Source organism: Micromonospora sp. CNZ295 (assembly GCF_004217535.1).
Window position 1 is genome coordinate 5,372,888 of record NZ_SHKZ01000001.1, and the last position, 14,941, is coordinate 5,387,828.

A 14,941-nucleotide genomic window follows, 5' to 3' on the forward strand; every position below is an offset into this window, starting at 1 on the left:
AAGGGTGGAGGGCTGGATGACAAGAGCGGTCGTGGTGGTCGGCGCCGGACTGGCCGGGCTACGAGCAGCCGAACAACTGCGCGCCGTCGGCTGGGTCGAGCAGGTCACCGTCATCGGTAGCGAGCCCCATCCGCCGTACAACCGACCACCGCTTACCAAAACGGCCCTGCGCGATGGAGTGGACCCCACGGCCCTCGCATTCCGGCAGCGACCGTCCACCGCCGACGTGGAATGGCGCCTCGGCACAACGGTTCGGTCGGCTGACCTGAACGACCGGACGCTGAGCCTCGGCGACGGATCCACCCTGCCGTACGACGGCCTGGTCATCGCGACCGGAGTGTCCGCACGGCGGCTTAACCTCGCTGCCCCCCGCTCGTGGCGGCACGTCGTGCGAACCATCGAGGACGCCAGGGCGCTCCGCGCGGCCCTCGGAAACGCCCGCCGAGTGGTCGTCATCGGCGGCGGGTTCATCGGCTGCGAGGTCGCAAGCACAGCGGTTTCGCTCGGCTGCGAGGTAACTGTTGTCGAAGCCTTTTCCGTGCCGCTCGAAGGCCCTGCCGGAAAACTCCTCGGGACCGAGGTACAGCGCCGGCATGAGAGCCACGGCGTCCGGTTCCGGACCAGGCGGACCGTGGCGGCCCTGCATCGAGAGACCGCCGACGGCCCGATGACCGTCGAACTCGACGATGGCAGTCAGATCGTCGCCGACGTCGTCGTCGAAGCAGTGGGCTCCACCGCGAACACCGACTGGCTCGACGGACAGGGCCTCGACCTCACCAACGGGGTTCTGTGCGACGCGGACCTACACCCACTGACTGCGGCCGGCCCACTTCACGACGTGGTGGCCATCGGCGACGTTGCCAGGTTCCCAGTACCCATGTTCCGAGGCATGCCATGCCGCGTCGAGCACTGGACGATGCCCACGGACATGGCCGGCCACGCGGCACGCTCGCTCGTCGCCGGAATCATTGGAAAGCCGGTAGCAGGTCCGGCATTCAACCCACTCCCCACGTTCTGGAGCGACCAGTACGGCACCCGAATCCAGTCCTTCGGAATCCCCGCCCTCGGGCGAGACGACGTCCGCGTCCTGGAGGGGGACCTGACGTCCGAGGCGGTACTCGGCTACTACCGCGACACCATCCTGGTCGGCGTCGTCCTCCTGGGCATGCCGAAGCAGATGATCACCTATCGCCAGGCGCTGATCGACGCCAACCCACCGGCAGCAGCCGCCGAGCTCCTGAAAGAGGGCACGCGATGACGTCGAGCACCGAGACCACACGCGCAAGCAGTCGAGATCTCCAGATCGAGAGGCTAGACCGGGTGATCATCCGATTCGCCGGGGACTCCGGCGATGGGATGCAGCTGGTTGGGGATCGGTTCACCCAGGAGACCGCGTCATTCGGCAATGACCTGTCGACGCTGCCCAACTTCCCGGCCGAGATCCGGGCCCCGCAGGGCACCATCCCTGGCGTGTCCTCGTTCCAAGTGCACTTCGCCGACTACGACATCCTGACGCCGGGCGACCGTCCCGACCTACTGGTGGCGATGAACCCGGCAGCCCTGAAGGCGAACATCACCGACATGCGGGCCGGTAGCACGATCATCGCGGACTCACACGACTTCACCTCCCGCAACTTGAGCAAGGCCGGCTACTCGGACAATCCGCTTGAGGACGGGTCGCTCGACGACTTCAACCTCCACGCGCTGGACCTGACCGGAATGACCATCGAGGCAGTCAAGAAGTTTGGTCTCTCCCGCAAGGACGCCGCCCGGGCAAGAAACATGTTCGCGCTCGGCCTGCTGTCATGGATGTACGGCCGGCCGACCCAGGGCACCATCGACTACATCGAGGCCCGGTTCGCGAAGAAGCCAGCAATCCGAGACGCCAACCTCACCGCATTCAAGACCGGCTGGAACTTCGGTGAGACCACCGAGGCGTTCGCGGTCCGGTACGAGGTCAAGCCGGCCACGATGCCGACGGGCACCTATCGCAACATCACCGGAAACGTCGCGCTGTCATACGGGATCGTTGCCGCCGGTCAGCTCAGCGGACTGGACGTCCTGCTGGGCGCCTATCCGATCACCCCGGCCAGCGACATCCTGCACGAGCTGAGCAAGCACAAGAACTTCGGTGTGACCACCTTCCAGGCCGAGGACGAGATAGCGGCCATCGGTGCCGCCCTCGGCGCCTCGTTCGGCGGGTCGCTCGGGGTGACCACCACGTCCGGACCCGGAATCGCGCTGAAGTCGGAGACCATCGGACTAGCTGTAATGCTTGAGCTTCCGCTGCTGGTGATCGACGTGCAGCGGGGCGGCCCCTCGACCGGTCTGCCCACCAAGACCGAGCAGGCTGACCTGCTGCAGGCGATGTTCGGCCGCAACGGCGAAGCGCCGATCCCGATTGTGGCGCCGCAGTCGCCGGCCGACTGCTTCGATGCCGCGGTCGAGGCGGCCCGGATCGCAGTGACCTACCGGACTCCGGTGATTCTGCTGTCGGACGGGATGCTTGCCAACGGCTCCGAGCCATGGCGGATCCCGGACGTCTCGGAACTGCCGACCATCGACCCCGCGTTCGCGACCAGCCCGAACCACCTCGCCGCCGATGGGACCGAGGCTTTCCATCCCTACAAGCGGGATCCCGACACGCTTGCCCGCCCCTGGGCGCCTCCTGGCACCGCTGGTCTGGAGCACCGGATCGGTGGAATCGAGAAGAAGGACGGCACTGGCGAGATCTCCTACGACCCGGCCAACCACGACTTGATGGTCCGCACCCGGCAAGCCAAGGTCGACGGCGTGGCACGGTCGATCCCCGACCTCGAGGTGGACGACCCGTCCGGCAGGGCCCGCGTGCTGGCGCTCGGCTGGGGTTCCACCTACGGCCCCATCGGGGCAGGAGTACGGCGAGTACGCGCGGCCGGCTACGACATCGCACAGATTCACCTACGGCATCTGAACCCGTTCCCGTCGAACCTCGGCGACATCCTGCGCTCTTATGACCGGGTGATCGTGCCGGAGATGAACCTCGGACAGCTGTCGATGCTGCTGCGGGCCAGGTACCTCGTCGACGTGCATAGCCACACAGCCGTTCGGGGGATGCCGTTCCGAGCCGAGGAGCTCTACGGCGTGTTCATGGGCATCGTCAAGAACCTGTCCACCCCAGACTCAGCCGACCAGAGCTGAGCTGGCAACCAGCAAGGAGCCGTTGACGTGCGCAATCTGACCGAGCTCCCGTTCCCGGGTCTGCGCGGCGTTCCGGTGGCGGAGTCCCGGGGAAACCGCAAGGAGTACACCTCCGACCAGGAGGTGCGCTGGTGCCCAGGCTGTGGTGACTACGCGGTGCTCGCCGCGGTGCAGGGTTTCCTGCCCCAGCTCGGGCTCAAACGCGAGAACGTTGTCTTCGTCTCGGGCATCGGCTGCTCGTCCCGGTTCCCCTACTACCTCAACACCTATGGGATGCACTCCATCCACGGTCGCGCCCCCGCGATCGCCACCGGCTTGGTTATGAGCCGTGCGGACCTGAGCGTGTGGGTAGTCACCGGCGACGGCGACGCGCTCTCGATCGGCGGAAACCACCTGATCCACGCGCTGCGCCGGAACGTGAACCTGAAGATCCTGCTGTTCAACAACCGAATCTATGGACTCACCAAGGGCCAGTACTCCCCCACGAGCGAGCCCGGCAAGGTCACCAAGTCGACTCCGATGGGTTCCCTGGACAACCCGTTCAATCCGGTCTCGCTCGCACTCGGCGCAGAGGCCACCTTCGTCGCCCGCACCATCGACTCCGACCGCAAGCACCTCACCGAGGTGCTCACCGCAGCCGCCCGGCACCGCGGCACCGCACTGGTCGAGATCTACCAGAACTGCCCCATCTTCAACGACGGCGCGTTCGACACGATCAAGTCGGACGACACCAAGGCAGATGCAATCATCCCGCTGGTGCACGGCGAGCCGATCCGGTTCGGCGCCCTCGGCGAGGACGGGCTCGGTTCGAAGGGGGTCGTCCTCGACCCGGACACCGGCGGCGTTCGCCTGGTCCGGGTCGCCGACATCGACGCCGCAGATCTGCTGGTGCATGACGCGCGCGCCGAGGACCCGATCACCACATTCGCGCTGTCGCGGCTCACCGACGCCGGTCACCTCCACCAGGCCCCGATCGGCATCTTTCGTTCCGTCGACCGCCCCACCTACGACGACCTCGTCCGCGATCAGATTCGCACCGCCACCACCGGCCAGGACCCCTCTCACGCACTCGCCAGGCTTCTAACCGGCAAAGACACATGGACCGTGGACTAACCCGTTGACGCAGCCACGGGTCCCTCCACCCCACGACGTAGACGAGAGTGCTGCCTCCCCCGAAGACAAGTTACTTCCCGCTTGGCTTTTCGTGGCGCTGGCGACCCTGATCGGGCTCAACCTTCGCGCGGCCCTGGGCTCGGTACCTCCGCTGCTACCGCCGATCACCGATGAGCTCAAGCTGTCGAGCACGGCACAAGGAATGCTCACCTCGATCGCGATCCTCTTCACTGGACTGTGCGCACCGTTAGTACGGCAGCCCGGGTTTGTTATGTAGATGCGTGTTGATGCATTGGCCGCGCGCGGTGGCGGTAGTGGCTGGTCTGGGCGCGTGCTTGGTGTTGGCGTCGCCAGTGTGACCAGGTCAGCCAGTGGCTGATCGGGTGGACGGTGTTGGTGATCAGCTTCGCGAACAGGCGGCGGATTTCGGGCAGGGTCATCGGGATCGACTGGTGGTCGGCTGGCCGGTGGTGAGCGTGTTCGCGGGCGGCGATCACGGTGAGGATCGCGTGGGCGAGCATGACGAGGGTGACGTGGCGGTGCCAGGCGTGCCAGCGGCGGACCTGGGGTTCGTCCAGGCCGATGGTCTTGCCGGTTTGGAAGCAGGTCTCGATGGACCATCGGGTTCCGGCCACCCGGACGAGGACGCGCAGCGGGACTGGTTGGGGTGACCAGCAGCGGTAGAAGGCCAGCTCGCCGTCGCTGATCCGGCGGCGGATCAGCAGGGTGTGCTGCCCGGTGGTCTCGTCGGCGGGCGCGGTGATGGCGATCCAGGCCCAGTCGTAGTCGCGGGCGCCTTTCGACCCGGCGCCGGCGGAGAGCCGGTTCCAGGCTCGGGCGGGTAGGTCGGCGGCGAGCCGGTCGGCGCGCAGCGGGCCGTCGGCCGGACGGGCGGTGACCCGGTGGCTGCGGGCCACGGCGAGGACGTGGCCGATCCCGTGGTCTTGCAGGTCGCGGCGGAGTTGCCGGTCACCGCCGTAGGCCTCGTCCGCGGTGGCCCACGCCGCCGGCACGTTGGCCTCCAGGGCGCGGGTGAGCATCCGCCGGGCCAGGACGAGCTTGGTGGCGAACCCGACGTCAGCCGGGATGCCGGCGGCGGCGCACCGATCGGGATCATCGGTCCACGCCTTGGGCAGGTAGACCTCCCGGTCGATCAACGTGTAACCGCCCGGCGCGGCGTAGGCGAGGTAGACCGCGACCTGCGCGTTCTCCACCCGCCCCGCCGTGCCGGTGTACTGCCGCTGCACCCCGACGGTGTGCACACCTTATGACGAGCCGGTGGTTATGCCGCGTTGCTCGTGAGCCATGCTGGTCAGCGCGCTGATTCTTCGGCGTCGCGCGGCATTACGCAGCGGTTGTCCGTCGTGGTCGAGGGTTTCTCGTGTCTGGTCGATGGGTCCATCGACAGACAGGAGAGGATCATGGACGCGGAGGATGTGAGACGGCGTCGCCGTCGAGTCGTGGTGCAGGGACCGCTCGCGCCGTTCGTTGACGGGCTGCGCGAGGACTTGGCGGGGCAGGGGTTCTCGCCGGACACCATCGTCGATCATGTGCACCGGTTGGCGGATCTGAGCCGCTGGCTGGTCGAGCGTGGTCTGGTCACGGGTGAGTTGACCAGCGTGGTCGTGCGGGAGTTTCAGCAGGAACGCCGGTCAGTTGGTGTCCGGGCCGGGACCAGTGAACGGGCGTTGGCGCCGGTGCTGGGGTATCTGCGCCGGCTGGGGGCGGTCCCGCCGCCTGCGGTGATTGCCGCGGTGGCGCCAGTGGATGTGCTGTTGAGCGAGTACCGCCGGTACTTGGAAGACGAGCGCGGGCTGGCCGCGGGCACGGTGAAGCACTACCTGCGATGCGCTCGGACGTTCTTGACTGGGCTGTCCGGGCCGCTGGAGGAGGCGCTGCTGGGGCTGTCGGCGGGGCAGGTCATCGACTTCGTGCGGGACTGGAGCACACGGCGGCGGAGTACGGCGTTGGACATGGTGACGCTGCCCGCGTTGCGGTCGCTGCTGCGGTTCTTGCACCTGACCGGGCGCGTTCCGGCCGGGTTGGCCGGTGCGGTCCCGGCTGGGCGGGGTCGGCCCCGCAAGCTGGCCCGGCTGCGGGCGGCCGATCGCGAACAGGTCCGGGCGGTACTGGCCGGCTGTGATCGGGACAGCGCGGTCGGGCGTCGGGACTACGCGATCCTGTTGATGCTGGCCCGGCTGGCGGTGCGTGGCGGTGAGGTGGCCCGACTGGAGTTGGCCGACATTGACTGGCGGGCGGGCGAGTTGACCGTGCGCGGCAAGGGCGGCCGGGTCGATGTGCTGCCGTTGCCGGCTGATGTTGGCGCGGCGATCGCCGACTACCTGCTGCACGGCAGAGCGGCCACCGCAGCGCGGAACGTGTTCATCACGGTGAAGGCGCCGTTCACCGGGTTGGCGACCTCGTCGGTGACCGTTCTGGTCGGTGCCGCGTGCGGCCGGGCCGGGGTGTCCCGGTTCGGGCCGCACGGGATGCGGCACGCGGCGGCCTGCGATCTGCTCGCGGCCGGCGCGTCGATGGAGGAGATCGGGCAGTTGCTGCGTCATGCCCAGCAGCGGACCACCGCGATCTATGCCCGGCTGGACCAGGCCCGGCTGGCCGAGTTGGCCAGGCCCTGCCCGCAGGGAGCACCGCGATGAGGATGCGAACCTGGGCGCAGCAGTACCTGGCGATGCGCCGCAGTCTGGGTTTCAAGCTTCGCGGCGAGGGCCGGATGCTGCTGGAGTTCGCCGACCGGCTCGACCACAACGGCCAGAGGACCGTCACGGTTGCCGCGGCGCTGGGATGGGCGAGCGAGCCCAGCGGCACCACTACCGCGCACCGGCAACGGCGGCTGGCGGTGGTGCGCGGCTTCGCCCGCTACCTGGCGGCATTCGACCCGGACTGCCAGGTCCCACCGCCCGGGCTGCTGCCCGGCCGGGCGCATCGGCCGACTCCTTACCACTACTCGGCTGAGGAGGTCGCGGCGTTGGTGCACGCCGCGGGAACGATCGCCGCGCCGCTGCCCGCGGCCACGATGCAGACCTTGATCAGCTTGCTGGCCGCCAGCGGTCTGCGGGTGGGCGAGGCCCTGGCGCTCGACCGCAGCGAGGTTGACGAGCACGAGGCGGCGGTGACGGTGACCGGCAAGAACGATCAGACCCGCCTGGTCCCGCTGCACCCCACCACGGCGCAGATGCTCGCCGGCTACGCCGCGCGCCGCGACCGGCTCTGCCCCACCCCGGTCTCGCCCGGGTTCTTCCTGACTGCCACCGGCCAGCGAGTCCAGCACCGCGGTGTTCACCAGATCTTCGCCAGACTCCTGGCCGCCGCTGACATCCACACTCCGCCCGGACGCCGCCGCCCCCGCATCCACGACTTACGTCATACCTTCGCGGTCGACGTCCTCATCGCCTGGTATGAGGCTGGTGTCGACGTGTCGGCCCGGCTTCCGGTGCTGTCGACGTTCCTCGGCCACAGCAGCCCGGAAGCCACCTACTGGTATCTGCAGGCCACTCCGCAGCTACTGGCACTGGCCGCGCAACGCCTCGACGCGGCAGTCCACCAGGACACGCCACCCGAGCGAGGCGAGGTGACCGGGCCGTGACCGCGCTCGCCCCGCTGCTGCAGGCGTTCTTCACCGACCGGCTGATGACCCAGTACGGCGCCAGCCCACACACCATCGCTTCCTACCGCGACACGCTGCGGCTGCTGCTCACCCACATCCACCAGCGGACCGGCAGGCTCCCCGCCCAGCTCGACCTGACCGACCTGGACGCCGTCACCATCGGCGAGTTCCTACACCACCTGGAAACGAAGCGCGGCAACGCCGTCGCCACCCGCAACAACCGGCTGGCCGCGATCCACTCCCTGTTCCGCTACGCCAGCCTGCACGCACCCGAACACGCCGACCTGATCAGCCGGGTCCTGGCCATCCAGACCAAACGGGCCACCACCACGATCGTGAGTTTCCTCAACCCCACCGAACTCGACGCGCTGCTGGCCGCACCCGACACCACGACCTGGCACGGCCGCCGAGATCACGCCCTTCTCGCACTGACCGCACAGACCGGACTACGCGTCGCGGAACTGACCGCGCTCACCGCCAGCGACCTCCAACTCGGCGTCGGCGCGCACGTCTACTGCCACGGCAAAGGCCGCAAGGACCGCTGCACCCCGCTGACCGCGCACACCGTCAGCGTCCTGACCACCTGGCTCACCGCCCACCGGCCAGCCGGCACCGACCCGCTGTTCGTCACCCGTCGCGGCACGCGGCTGTCCCATGACGCCGTCGCCGGCCTCGTCGCCAAACACACTGCCACCGCAGCTCGCACCTGCCCATCGCTGCAGGCCAAGAACGTCACCCCGCACACCCTGCGCCACACCGCAGCGATGAACTTGCTCCACGCCGGCGTCGACATCACCGTCATCGCGCTCTGGCTCGGCCACAAATCCCCAGCCACGACCCGCATCTACCTACACGCCGACCTGGCCCTCAAGGAACAAGCCATCGCCCGGACCACCCCGCCGAACACCGACCCCGCCCGCTACCAGGCCAGCGAGGACCTACTCGCCTTCCTCAAACAACTCTGACCTGGCCCCCACCAGCAGTTATGCCGCGTCCGACGGTGAGGACCCGAACAACCACACGACATTCCCGTCGGCCGCGGCATAACCGCCGGCTCGCCATAAGGTGTGTAATGCCGAGTTCGGCATTACACACCCTTCTTCAGGTCACCGGTGTCATCCAAGATGAGCACCCCGCCCGGGTCGCCCAACGCGTCGATCACATAGCCCCGTACGTCATCACGGACCGCGTCGGCGTCCCACACCGCCTCCCCCAACAGCCGCTGCATCGCATGCGGCGACGCATCCCCAGCCTGCTCAGCCAACTGCCAACACGACCGTCTGTCCACATCCGACAACAACCCGAGCAGGAACGACCTGGCCTGCCGGCGCGGCTCGACCCGGAAGAACCGGCCCGCGATCCACGCGAACCCGGTGTCGAACTCCGCCAGCCATCCCTCGGCATCTACGCTGTGCCCAGCGGCCGCCGCACGATCTTCACTTGTCCTCACAAACAGTGCATGATCAACCGGCGGCCGCCTCCATGCCCGCAGACACGCCCACCAGCCCCGACCCAGCTGAACTCATCGCCGGTCATCTACATAACGAACCCGGGCTGCCGTATTAGGACAGAAGCTGGGCGCCTGGATCGGACCGGAGCGGGCCACCGCCGTGATGCTGGGCACCCTGGCGGCCGGCTGCTCGATTCGCTTGGTGGCCAACCACACCTGGATCTTCCTGCTTTCCAGTGCGGTGGCCGGGGCGGGCATGGGCGGTGCCACCGCCCTGCTCCCGAGCCTGATCGCCCATCACGTACCAAAGATCCGCGGACTCGCAATGGGTCTGTACTCGACCGGGCTTGCCCTGGGTGTAGCGGTTGCCGCCTGGATCGCGGTACCGACCGACGACTGGCTCGGTGGATGGAAGCCGGCACTTGCGCTGTGGGGGCTCGTTGCCCTGGTGACCCTCGCCCTGTGGCTTTGTGCCATTCCCCGTCTACGCCGCGCGCACCCGTCCCGCGGTGTGTCCGGACTCGTGGTTAACCACACCCTGCCGTGGCGCTCCCACACGGCTTGGTGGGTCACGTGGTACACGACCGCAACCATGATCATCGGCTTCAGTGGACTGGCCTGGCTAACACCGCTGTACGTCACCCTCGGCGTACCCGACCAGCGGGCGGCCGGCTACTTCGTGACTTTCCAGGTGGTCCAGCTCACCAGCATGCTCACCCTGCCCTGGCTGACGGACTACACGCGTGATCGTCGTCCCCTTCTGGCATTGGTCCTGATCTCCAGCGCCGCGGGAATCGCTTGCCTGCTGATCGACCCGCTCGGACTCGTGTGGCCCGCAGTCTGCTTGTTCGGAACAGGTGCTGGCGGGGGCTCAACGTTGGCTCTCGTGCTCCTGGTGGACGTGGCGAGCAGCCAGGCGGACGCAGCGAGGCTGAGCGGGATGGTCATGCTGGTCGCCTATGTCGCCGGCGCGTTCGCCCCGGTACTGCTCGGAGTCCTTCACGACCTAACCGGCGGTTTCACCGCCGGTTACGCCGCCATCTTTGGCCTGACCATCGCCGTATTGGTGACGATCCCGGCCTTCCGGCCCGGCCGCCGGCTGGAGCACCCACGTCGACCGGAGTAGTGGGCGGGCCTCGGCCGCCACCGGCGCGGCGCCGTGGCTGCAACCCGCGGTGGGGCACTTGCGGTCGCTCTAACGGATGCGAAACGGGTGCTGTCGACCCGGCTCAGACCACCCGTCGGTTAGCTCAGCTGGCTCCGATAGTCCTTGAGAAAGGCGTTGCCCTGATCGGAGTAGAGCACCTCGGGCCAGTCGGACGGCCTGTGGTCGCCATAGGCCCGGACGCTGTTGCGGTCGCCGAGGCCGGTCGCCAACTCCGAGAACGGCAGGTAGTACATGTAGCCCATCTTCCGGTCGGCGAAGCGCCACCGGCCGTCGACGCGGCGGTAGGTGTCCTTGTACCTCAACGCGACCTGCATCGCGACGCCGTTGCGATCGACCTCGGCGTGGCCCGCGAGAAGGCCAGTCGCCCGGTCGGGATCGGACTCGTCGAACCGGACCACGTGGCCATGTGAGAAGTGGTTGGTTGGTCCCAGCGCGGCGAAGCGGCCGAGGTACGTCGTGACGATCTCCTCGATCCCATTGGCGGCGAACACGCCGTCCTCCGAGCGGAGGGTCGCGTCGTCGCAGAAGATCTCGCGGATCCCCTCCTCGTCACGCTCGTCCATGATGAAGCCGTAGAGCACACCGAGTTCCTGGATTGCGAGCCGGTCCTCTAGCCGACCGACTCGCGTCTCAAGAGACGTTAATTCACTCACGTGCAGCTCCTTTACAACCTTGCCACGGGCGAGAGATTTGCTGCTCATTATATGCATGGATTGGTGACCTTGACAACGTTCCTCTACGCACTCCCACCGAGTGACGGTGGGCGCCCTCGGGAAGAGGTATAAGGGCACCTGGACGCGACGTGGAATGTTGAAGCGCCGGCTGAGCGGACGGCCGTGCCGAGGCGCCACGAGACGCACGGTCGGCGGCAGATCCGCACGTGGTCACGACGGCGCAGGTGGTTAGGGTCGGGGCACTGCGGCGCATCGGTGATCAAACAGGGCGAGCTGGTGGTGGACCGCGGCCGTCACCCGGTCGTGGTCATCGGTGGCCAGCAGGTCGAGCAGGGCGCCTCTGAGTATGGCGAGGGCAAGGGTGCGGCGGGCGGCACCCTTCTCGCTGTCCCTCTCGTGCGGGGGCTGGCATGCGGCGAGGACGGCGAGCCAGTCGCTCACCGTGGTGGCGGCGAAGCCACCCCACACTCCGTCGGGTTCGATCAGGGAGCGGGTGTACGCCTCGGCCCACAGCCTCAGCAACTGCCGATGCTCATCGGCGACGAGCCACGCCCAGACGCGCTCGATGGCGGCGGCTAGGCCGATGGCCGTCGTGTTGCCCGGTTCTTGGATGTGCTCGAGCATCGCAAGTTCGTCGATGCGGGCGCGTGCCAGCAACTCGCGCAACAGGCCGTCCTTGTTCCCGAACAGGAACATGAGCACCCGGGGGCTGGAGCCGATCGCCGCAGCCAGCGGGCGTAGTGACAGGTCGGCCAGGCCGTGCGCGAGCGAGTACCGATAGGCGGCTTCCAGCAGTTCGATCTTCCGCGCGGACGCGATTGTCGTCTCCTCGGACACGGGCGTAGCCTACCCTCCACTGAAACAGTCGTGTCAGTATCCTTGCGGAAGGGGTTCATGATGGCGCAGCAGAACCAGCCGCCGGCGAACGTGACCGTGCGCCGAGCCGACCACCCCGGCGACCTGGGCTGGGTGGTGATGGCCCATGGTGAGATCTACGACCGGCAGTTCGGATGGAACATCGACTTCGAGGCGCTGGTAGCCAGAATCGTCGGCGACTTCGCCACCGGCCACGACCCGGCTCGCGAAGCGGCCTGGATCGCCGAAGTCGACGGCGAACGGGCCGGATGCGTCTTTCTGGTCTCGAGCGACGAACCCGAAACGGCCAAGCTGCGTATCCTGCTGGTCACTCCGACATCCCGCGGCCTCGGCATCGGCACCCGCCTGGTCGACGAATGCCTCATCTTCGCCCGCAACGCCCACTACCAACGGGTCGTCCTATGGACCAACGACGTGCTCGTGTCCGCACGCAGGATCTACCAGGCCTTCGGGTTCACCCTCACCGACGAGGAACCACACCACAGCTTCGGCCACGACCTCGTCGGTCAGACCTGGACCCTCGAACTGGACCGTCCAAGCTCGATCGTCAGGTAAGGGCCGACATCATCGGCATGTCCGAACGTCGTCGCACCTGTACGCGCATGGGTCGACGGATACCGGTAGTGACGGACGCGTCAGCGCCGCCGCGAGCTGACTGCGGCAGATGAAAGCGTCCGCGACGTCCAATCGCGAACGTGACTACTCGATCGCCGTGGCGTCGGCAGCCGCGCTGCGGACCGCACTGTCGTACTGGGATCGCGGGAAGACGACGGGTCCGAAGGCCGCGTAGTCGCGCTGCGGGCGGAAGGGCTGGGAGAAGCCGCGCCACGCGATAAGGCCGTCTTGTTCAGGCGTCGCTGCACCAATCCCAACCAACGCGTCGAACATGGGAACCTCACTCGGAGGGACGATTCCTGGGCGGCCGGCCACCCTATGGCTACCGACTCGTCGACGCCCACTCCCTACCTGTCCGTGCCCGGCCTACCCGTGGCGTACGACTACCCGGCCTGGCTGCGCGGCCGGATAGCCGGCGCGGTCGTCGAATCAGCGCCGATCGCCACCCACTACCCGCACCTGGCCGACCCCGCCTGGTTCGTCGGACGGCTGATCGCCTTCGACGATGCCCACTCTCGGTAGGGGGCCAGCTTCAGCTCGGGGTGAGCGGTGATGTCGGCCTCGGAAACCACCGTGTCGTGCTCACCTGCCGGCGTTGGCCGAGCGGGCTGGAGGCGGCGCACCGCCTGCCGCAGGGGACGTGCCCGCGTCCGTCTCGCGGCCCGGCTGGCACCCGGTGTCAGGACTGTCGCCCGGACCTTGGCAGGGCCAGTGCCACGAGGGTGGCCGCCAGCATCACGGCGGCGTTGACCAGGAAGGCGGCGTGGAATCCGTCCACGATGGCCTCGGCTGGCGTCGTGTCAGGCAGGGCCCGCTCGGTGGTCGTGGTGGCGATGGTGACCAGGACGGCCAGGCCGACCGCCCCGCCGATCTGGCGCGAGGTGTTGAGCAGACCGGACGCGGCGCCGTCATCGCCGGGTGCCACACCGGTGGTGCTGGTTACCGTCGCCGCGGGCAGCAGCAGGCTCATGCCGAGGCCGGTCACCAGGGTGGGGCCCAGGACGTGGGTCAGGTAGGCCGGCTCCGCCGGCATCCTGGTCATCCAGAGCAGGCCCACGGTCGTGACGAGACCGCCGGCGAGCAGGAGCGGTCGGGTGCCGACCCTGGGCAGGAGCTGGCGGGCACCGAGACCGCCGGCGATCACGATGGCGGACATCGGGAGCAGCGAGAGGCCCGTGGTGAACGGGTCGTAGTCGAGCGCCTCCTGGAAGTACAGGGAGAGCAGGACCATGCCGGCCGTCATCGTGACACCCATGCAGAAGATCAGGAAGTTTCCGATGCTGACGGTGCGGAGGCGGAAGATGGTCAGCGGGATCAGCGGATGACGGCTCTTCGCCTCCACGGCCACGAAGCCGATCAGGAGCACGGCGGCGGCGATCAGGGCGATCAGCACGTTCGTCTCGGTCCAGCCGTCGGTGGCGACCTCGGAGAAGCCGTAGGTCAGGGCACCGATGCCGAGGGTGGCCGTGAGCGCACCCGGGAGGTCCAGGCGGCGGCGTTCGCCGGTGTCGCGGTCAGGCAGCAGCCAGAGCAGGCCGGCGACGAGCAGGATGAGGCCGGGCGGGACGTTCACGAACATGACCCAGTGCCAGCTCAGGCCGGCGGTCAGGACGCCGCCGAGGATGAGCCCGGCGACGCTGGAGAGGGCGCCCATCAGGCTCCACAGCGTGACGGCTCGCTCGCGACGGTCCTCGTCGCTGTGGCTGGCGGTGATCAGGTTGAGGCTGGTGGGTGACAGGGCCGCAGCGCCGAGGCCCTGGAAGACGCGGGCCACCAGGAGCATCCAGGGGCTGGTGGCGAGTCCACCGGCGAGGCTGGCCAGGGTGAAGATCACCGCGCCGGCCAGGAAGACCCGCCGGTAACCGAACAGGTCACCGGCCCGGGCCGCCAGCAGCAGGAAACCGCCGAAGGCGATGAGGTATCCACTGACCACCCACTGCTGTTGGCTGGTCGACATTTCGAGGCTGGCACGCATGTCGGGCAGCGCGAGCGTGACGATTGTGGCGTCGAGCACGACTGTGAACTGGGCCAGGCAGGAGATCGCCACGACGACGCCGAGCGGCAGGTGGGGCCGCACGACGCCGCGGGGTGTCAGGCCGGTTCGGGAGTCGAGCATGTGATCTCCTCACTGGTCCAGAATCACGCACGGGAACTGGATGAGGCCGACGTTAACACCGTTCACGGTGAACGGTGTTGATGCTAGGAATGACCGCAAGTCGTTGTCAAACCAGAGGAGCGAC

The 14,941-nt window shown here is 68.0% G+C and carries 13 protein-coding genes and 2 pseudogenes; 9 read left to right on the forward strand and 6 right to left on the reverse strand.

All coding sequences use genetic code 11. The features are described from left to right. Positions 1-4 precede the first annotated feature (4 nt). The 3 genes from EV376_RS25095 (at position 5) to EV376_RS25105 (ending at position 4,293) form a co-directional block, all read left to right on the forward strand. On the forward strand, positions 5-1,258 hold the full coding sequence (locus EV376_RS25095) for an NAD(P)/FAD-dependent oxidoreductase (protein ID WP_207228415.1): 1,254 nt from the start codon (positions 5-7) through the stop codon (positions 1,256-1,258). Further along, entirely contained in the window at positions 1,255-3,180 is a 1,926-nt protein-coding gene (locus EV376_RS25100; protein WP_130327157.1) for a 2-oxoacid:acceptor oxidoreductase subunit alpha, read from the forward strand. The genes EV376_RS25095 and EV376_RS25100 overlap by 4 nt, the downstream gene beginning before the upstream one ends. A 75-nt stretch (positions 3,181-3,255) precedes the next feature. Further along, the gene (locus tag EV376_RS25105; protein ID WP_486482928.1) at positions 3,256-4,293 is read left to right on the forward strand and encodes a 2-oxoacid:ferredoxin oxidoreductase subunit beta; all 1,038 of its coding nucleotides are present in this window, start codon (positions 3,256-3,258) and stop codon (positions 4,291-4,293) included. Between the two features lie 269 nt (positions 4,294-4,562). Here the strand turns inward: EV376_RS25105 and EV376_RS25110 are convergent. After that, positions 4,563-5,558: pseudogene (locus EV376_RS25110) on the reverse strand (IS701 family transposase); the annotation flags it as partial. Between the two features lie 195 nt (positions 5,559-5,753). On the opposite strand from EV376_RS25110, the gene EV376_RS25115 reads away from it, so the two are divergent. Genes EV376_RS25115 through EV376_RS25125 form a run of 3 tightly spaced genes read left to right on the forward strand, consistent with a single transcriptional unit; the run spans position 5,754 to position 8,883 of the window. Next, complete coding sequence (locus EV376_RS25115) at positions 5,754-6,950, forward strand: site-specific integrase (protein WP_165438021.1); 1,197 nt, start codon at positions 5,754-5,756, stop codon at positions 6,948-6,950. Beyond that, positions 6,947-7,897, forward strand: a complete 951-nt coding sequence (locus EV376_RS25120; RefSeq protein ID WP_130324601.1) for a tyrosine-type recombinase/integrase — start codon at positions 6,947-6,949, stop codon at positions 7,895-7,897. Before EV376_RS25115 ends, EV376_RS25120 begins: the two co-directional genes overlap by 4 nt. Further along, a complete protein-coding gene (locus EV376_RS25125) occupies positions 7,894-8,883 on the forward strand; it encodes a tyrosine-type recombinase/integrase (RefSeq protein ID WP_130324599.1) in 990 nt (329 codons plus the stop codon). Before EV376_RS25120 ends, EV376_RS25125 begins: the two co-directional genes overlap by 4 nt. A 125-nt stretch (positions 8,884-9,008) precedes the next feature. Here the strand turns inward: EV376_RS25125 and EV376_RS25130 are convergent. After that, positions 9,009-9,308 (reverse strand): annotated as a pseudogene (locus tag EV376_RS25130) (transposase); the annotation flags it as partial. Between the two features lie 184 nt (positions 9,309-9,492). Between EV376_RS25130 and EV376_RS25135 the strand changes: the two are divergent. Then, positions 9,493-10,494 carry an MFS transporter gene (locus tag EV376_RS25135; protein WP_486482929.1) on the forward strand — a complete coding sequence of 334 codons (1,002 nt, stop codon included), beginning with the start codon at positions 9,493-9,495 and terminating at the stop codon, positions 10,492-10,494. Positions 10,495-10,613: 119 nt separating this feature from the next. On the opposite strand, the gene EV376_RS25140 is transcribed toward EV376_RS25135, so the two are convergent. Both EV376_RS25140 and EV376_RS25145 read right to left on the reverse strand, forming a co-directional pair. Continuing rightward, positions 10,614-11,189, reverse strand: a complete 576-nt coding sequence (locus EV376_RS25140) for a nuclear transport factor 2 family protein (protein WP_207228417.1) — start codon at positions 11,187-11,189, stop codon at positions 10,614-10,616. 249 nt (positions 11,190-11,438) lie between these two features. Further along, positions 11,439-12,047, reverse strand: coding sequence for a TetR family transcriptional regulator (locus EV376_RS25145; RefSeq protein WP_130327167.1), 609 nt, complete (start codon positions 12,045-12,047; stop codon positions 11,439-11,441). Between the two features lie 60 nt (positions 12,048-12,107). On the opposite strand from EV376_RS25145, the gene EV376_RS25150 reads away from it, so the two are divergent. Continuing rightward, the gene (locus tag EV376_RS25150; RefSeq protein WP_130327169.1) at positions 12,108-12,641 is read left to right on the forward strand and encodes a GNAT family N-acetyltransferase; all 534 of its coding nucleotides are present in this window, start codon (positions 12,108-12,110) and stop codon (positions 12,639-12,641) included. A gap of 144 nt (positions 12,642-12,785) precedes the next feature. On the opposite strand, the gene EV376_RS25155 is transcribed toward EV376_RS25150, so the two are convergent. Beyond that, positions 12,786-12,974: a hypothetical protein gene (locus tag EV376_RS25155; protein ID WP_130327171.1), complete on the reverse strand. Its 189-nt coding sequence runs from the start codon at positions 12,972-12,974 to the stop codon at positions 12,786-12,788. A gap of 45 nt (positions 12,975-13,019) precedes the next feature. On the opposite strand from EV376_RS25155, the gene EV376_RS30355 reads away from it, so the two are divergent. Then, the gene (locus EV376_RS30355) at positions 13,020-13,223 is read left to right on the forward strand and encodes a hypothetical protein (protein WP_165438114.1); all 204 of its coding nucleotides are present in this window, start codon (positions 13,020-13,022) and stop codon (positions 13,221-13,223) included. 157 nt (positions 13,224-13,380) lie between these two features. On the opposite strand, the gene EV376_RS25160 is transcribed toward EV376_RS30355, so the two are convergent. Continuing rightward, positions 13,381-14,817, reverse strand: coding sequence for an MFS transporter (locus tag EV376_RS25160; protein ID WP_130327173.1), 1,437 nt, complete (start codon positions 14,815-14,817; stop codon positions 13,381-13,383). Positions 14,818-14,941: the final 124 nt, after the last annotated feature.

What these genes read in the sequence shown, in the direction of transcription:
- EV376_RS25100 (WP_130327157.1), top strand. Translation starts at nt 1,255, where the DNA reads ATGACGTCGAGCACCGAGACCACACGCGCAAGCAGTCGAGATCTCCAG.
- EV376_RS25120 (WP_130324601.1), top strand. Translation starts at nt 6,947, where the DNA reads ATGAGGATGCGAACCTGGGCGCAGCAGTACCTGGCGATGCGCCGCAGT.
- EV376_RS25150 (WP_130327169.1), top strand. Translation starts at nt 12,108, where the DNA reads ATGGCGCAGCAGAACCAGCCGCCGGCGAACGTGACCGTGCGCCGAGCC.
- EV376_RS25155 (WP_130327171.1), bottom strand. Translation starts at nt 12,974, where the DNA reads ATGTTCGACGCGTTGGTTGGGATTGGTGCAGCGACGCCTGAACAAGAC.
- EV376_RS30355 (WP_165438114.1), top strand. Translation starts at nt 13,020, where the DNA reads ATGGCTACCGACTCGTCGACGCCCACTCCCTACCTGTCCGTGCCCGGC.
- EV376_RS25160 (WP_130327173.1), bottom strand. Translation starts at nt 14,817, where the DNA reads ATGCTCGACTCCCGAACCGGCCTGACACCCCGCGGCGTCGTGCGGCCC.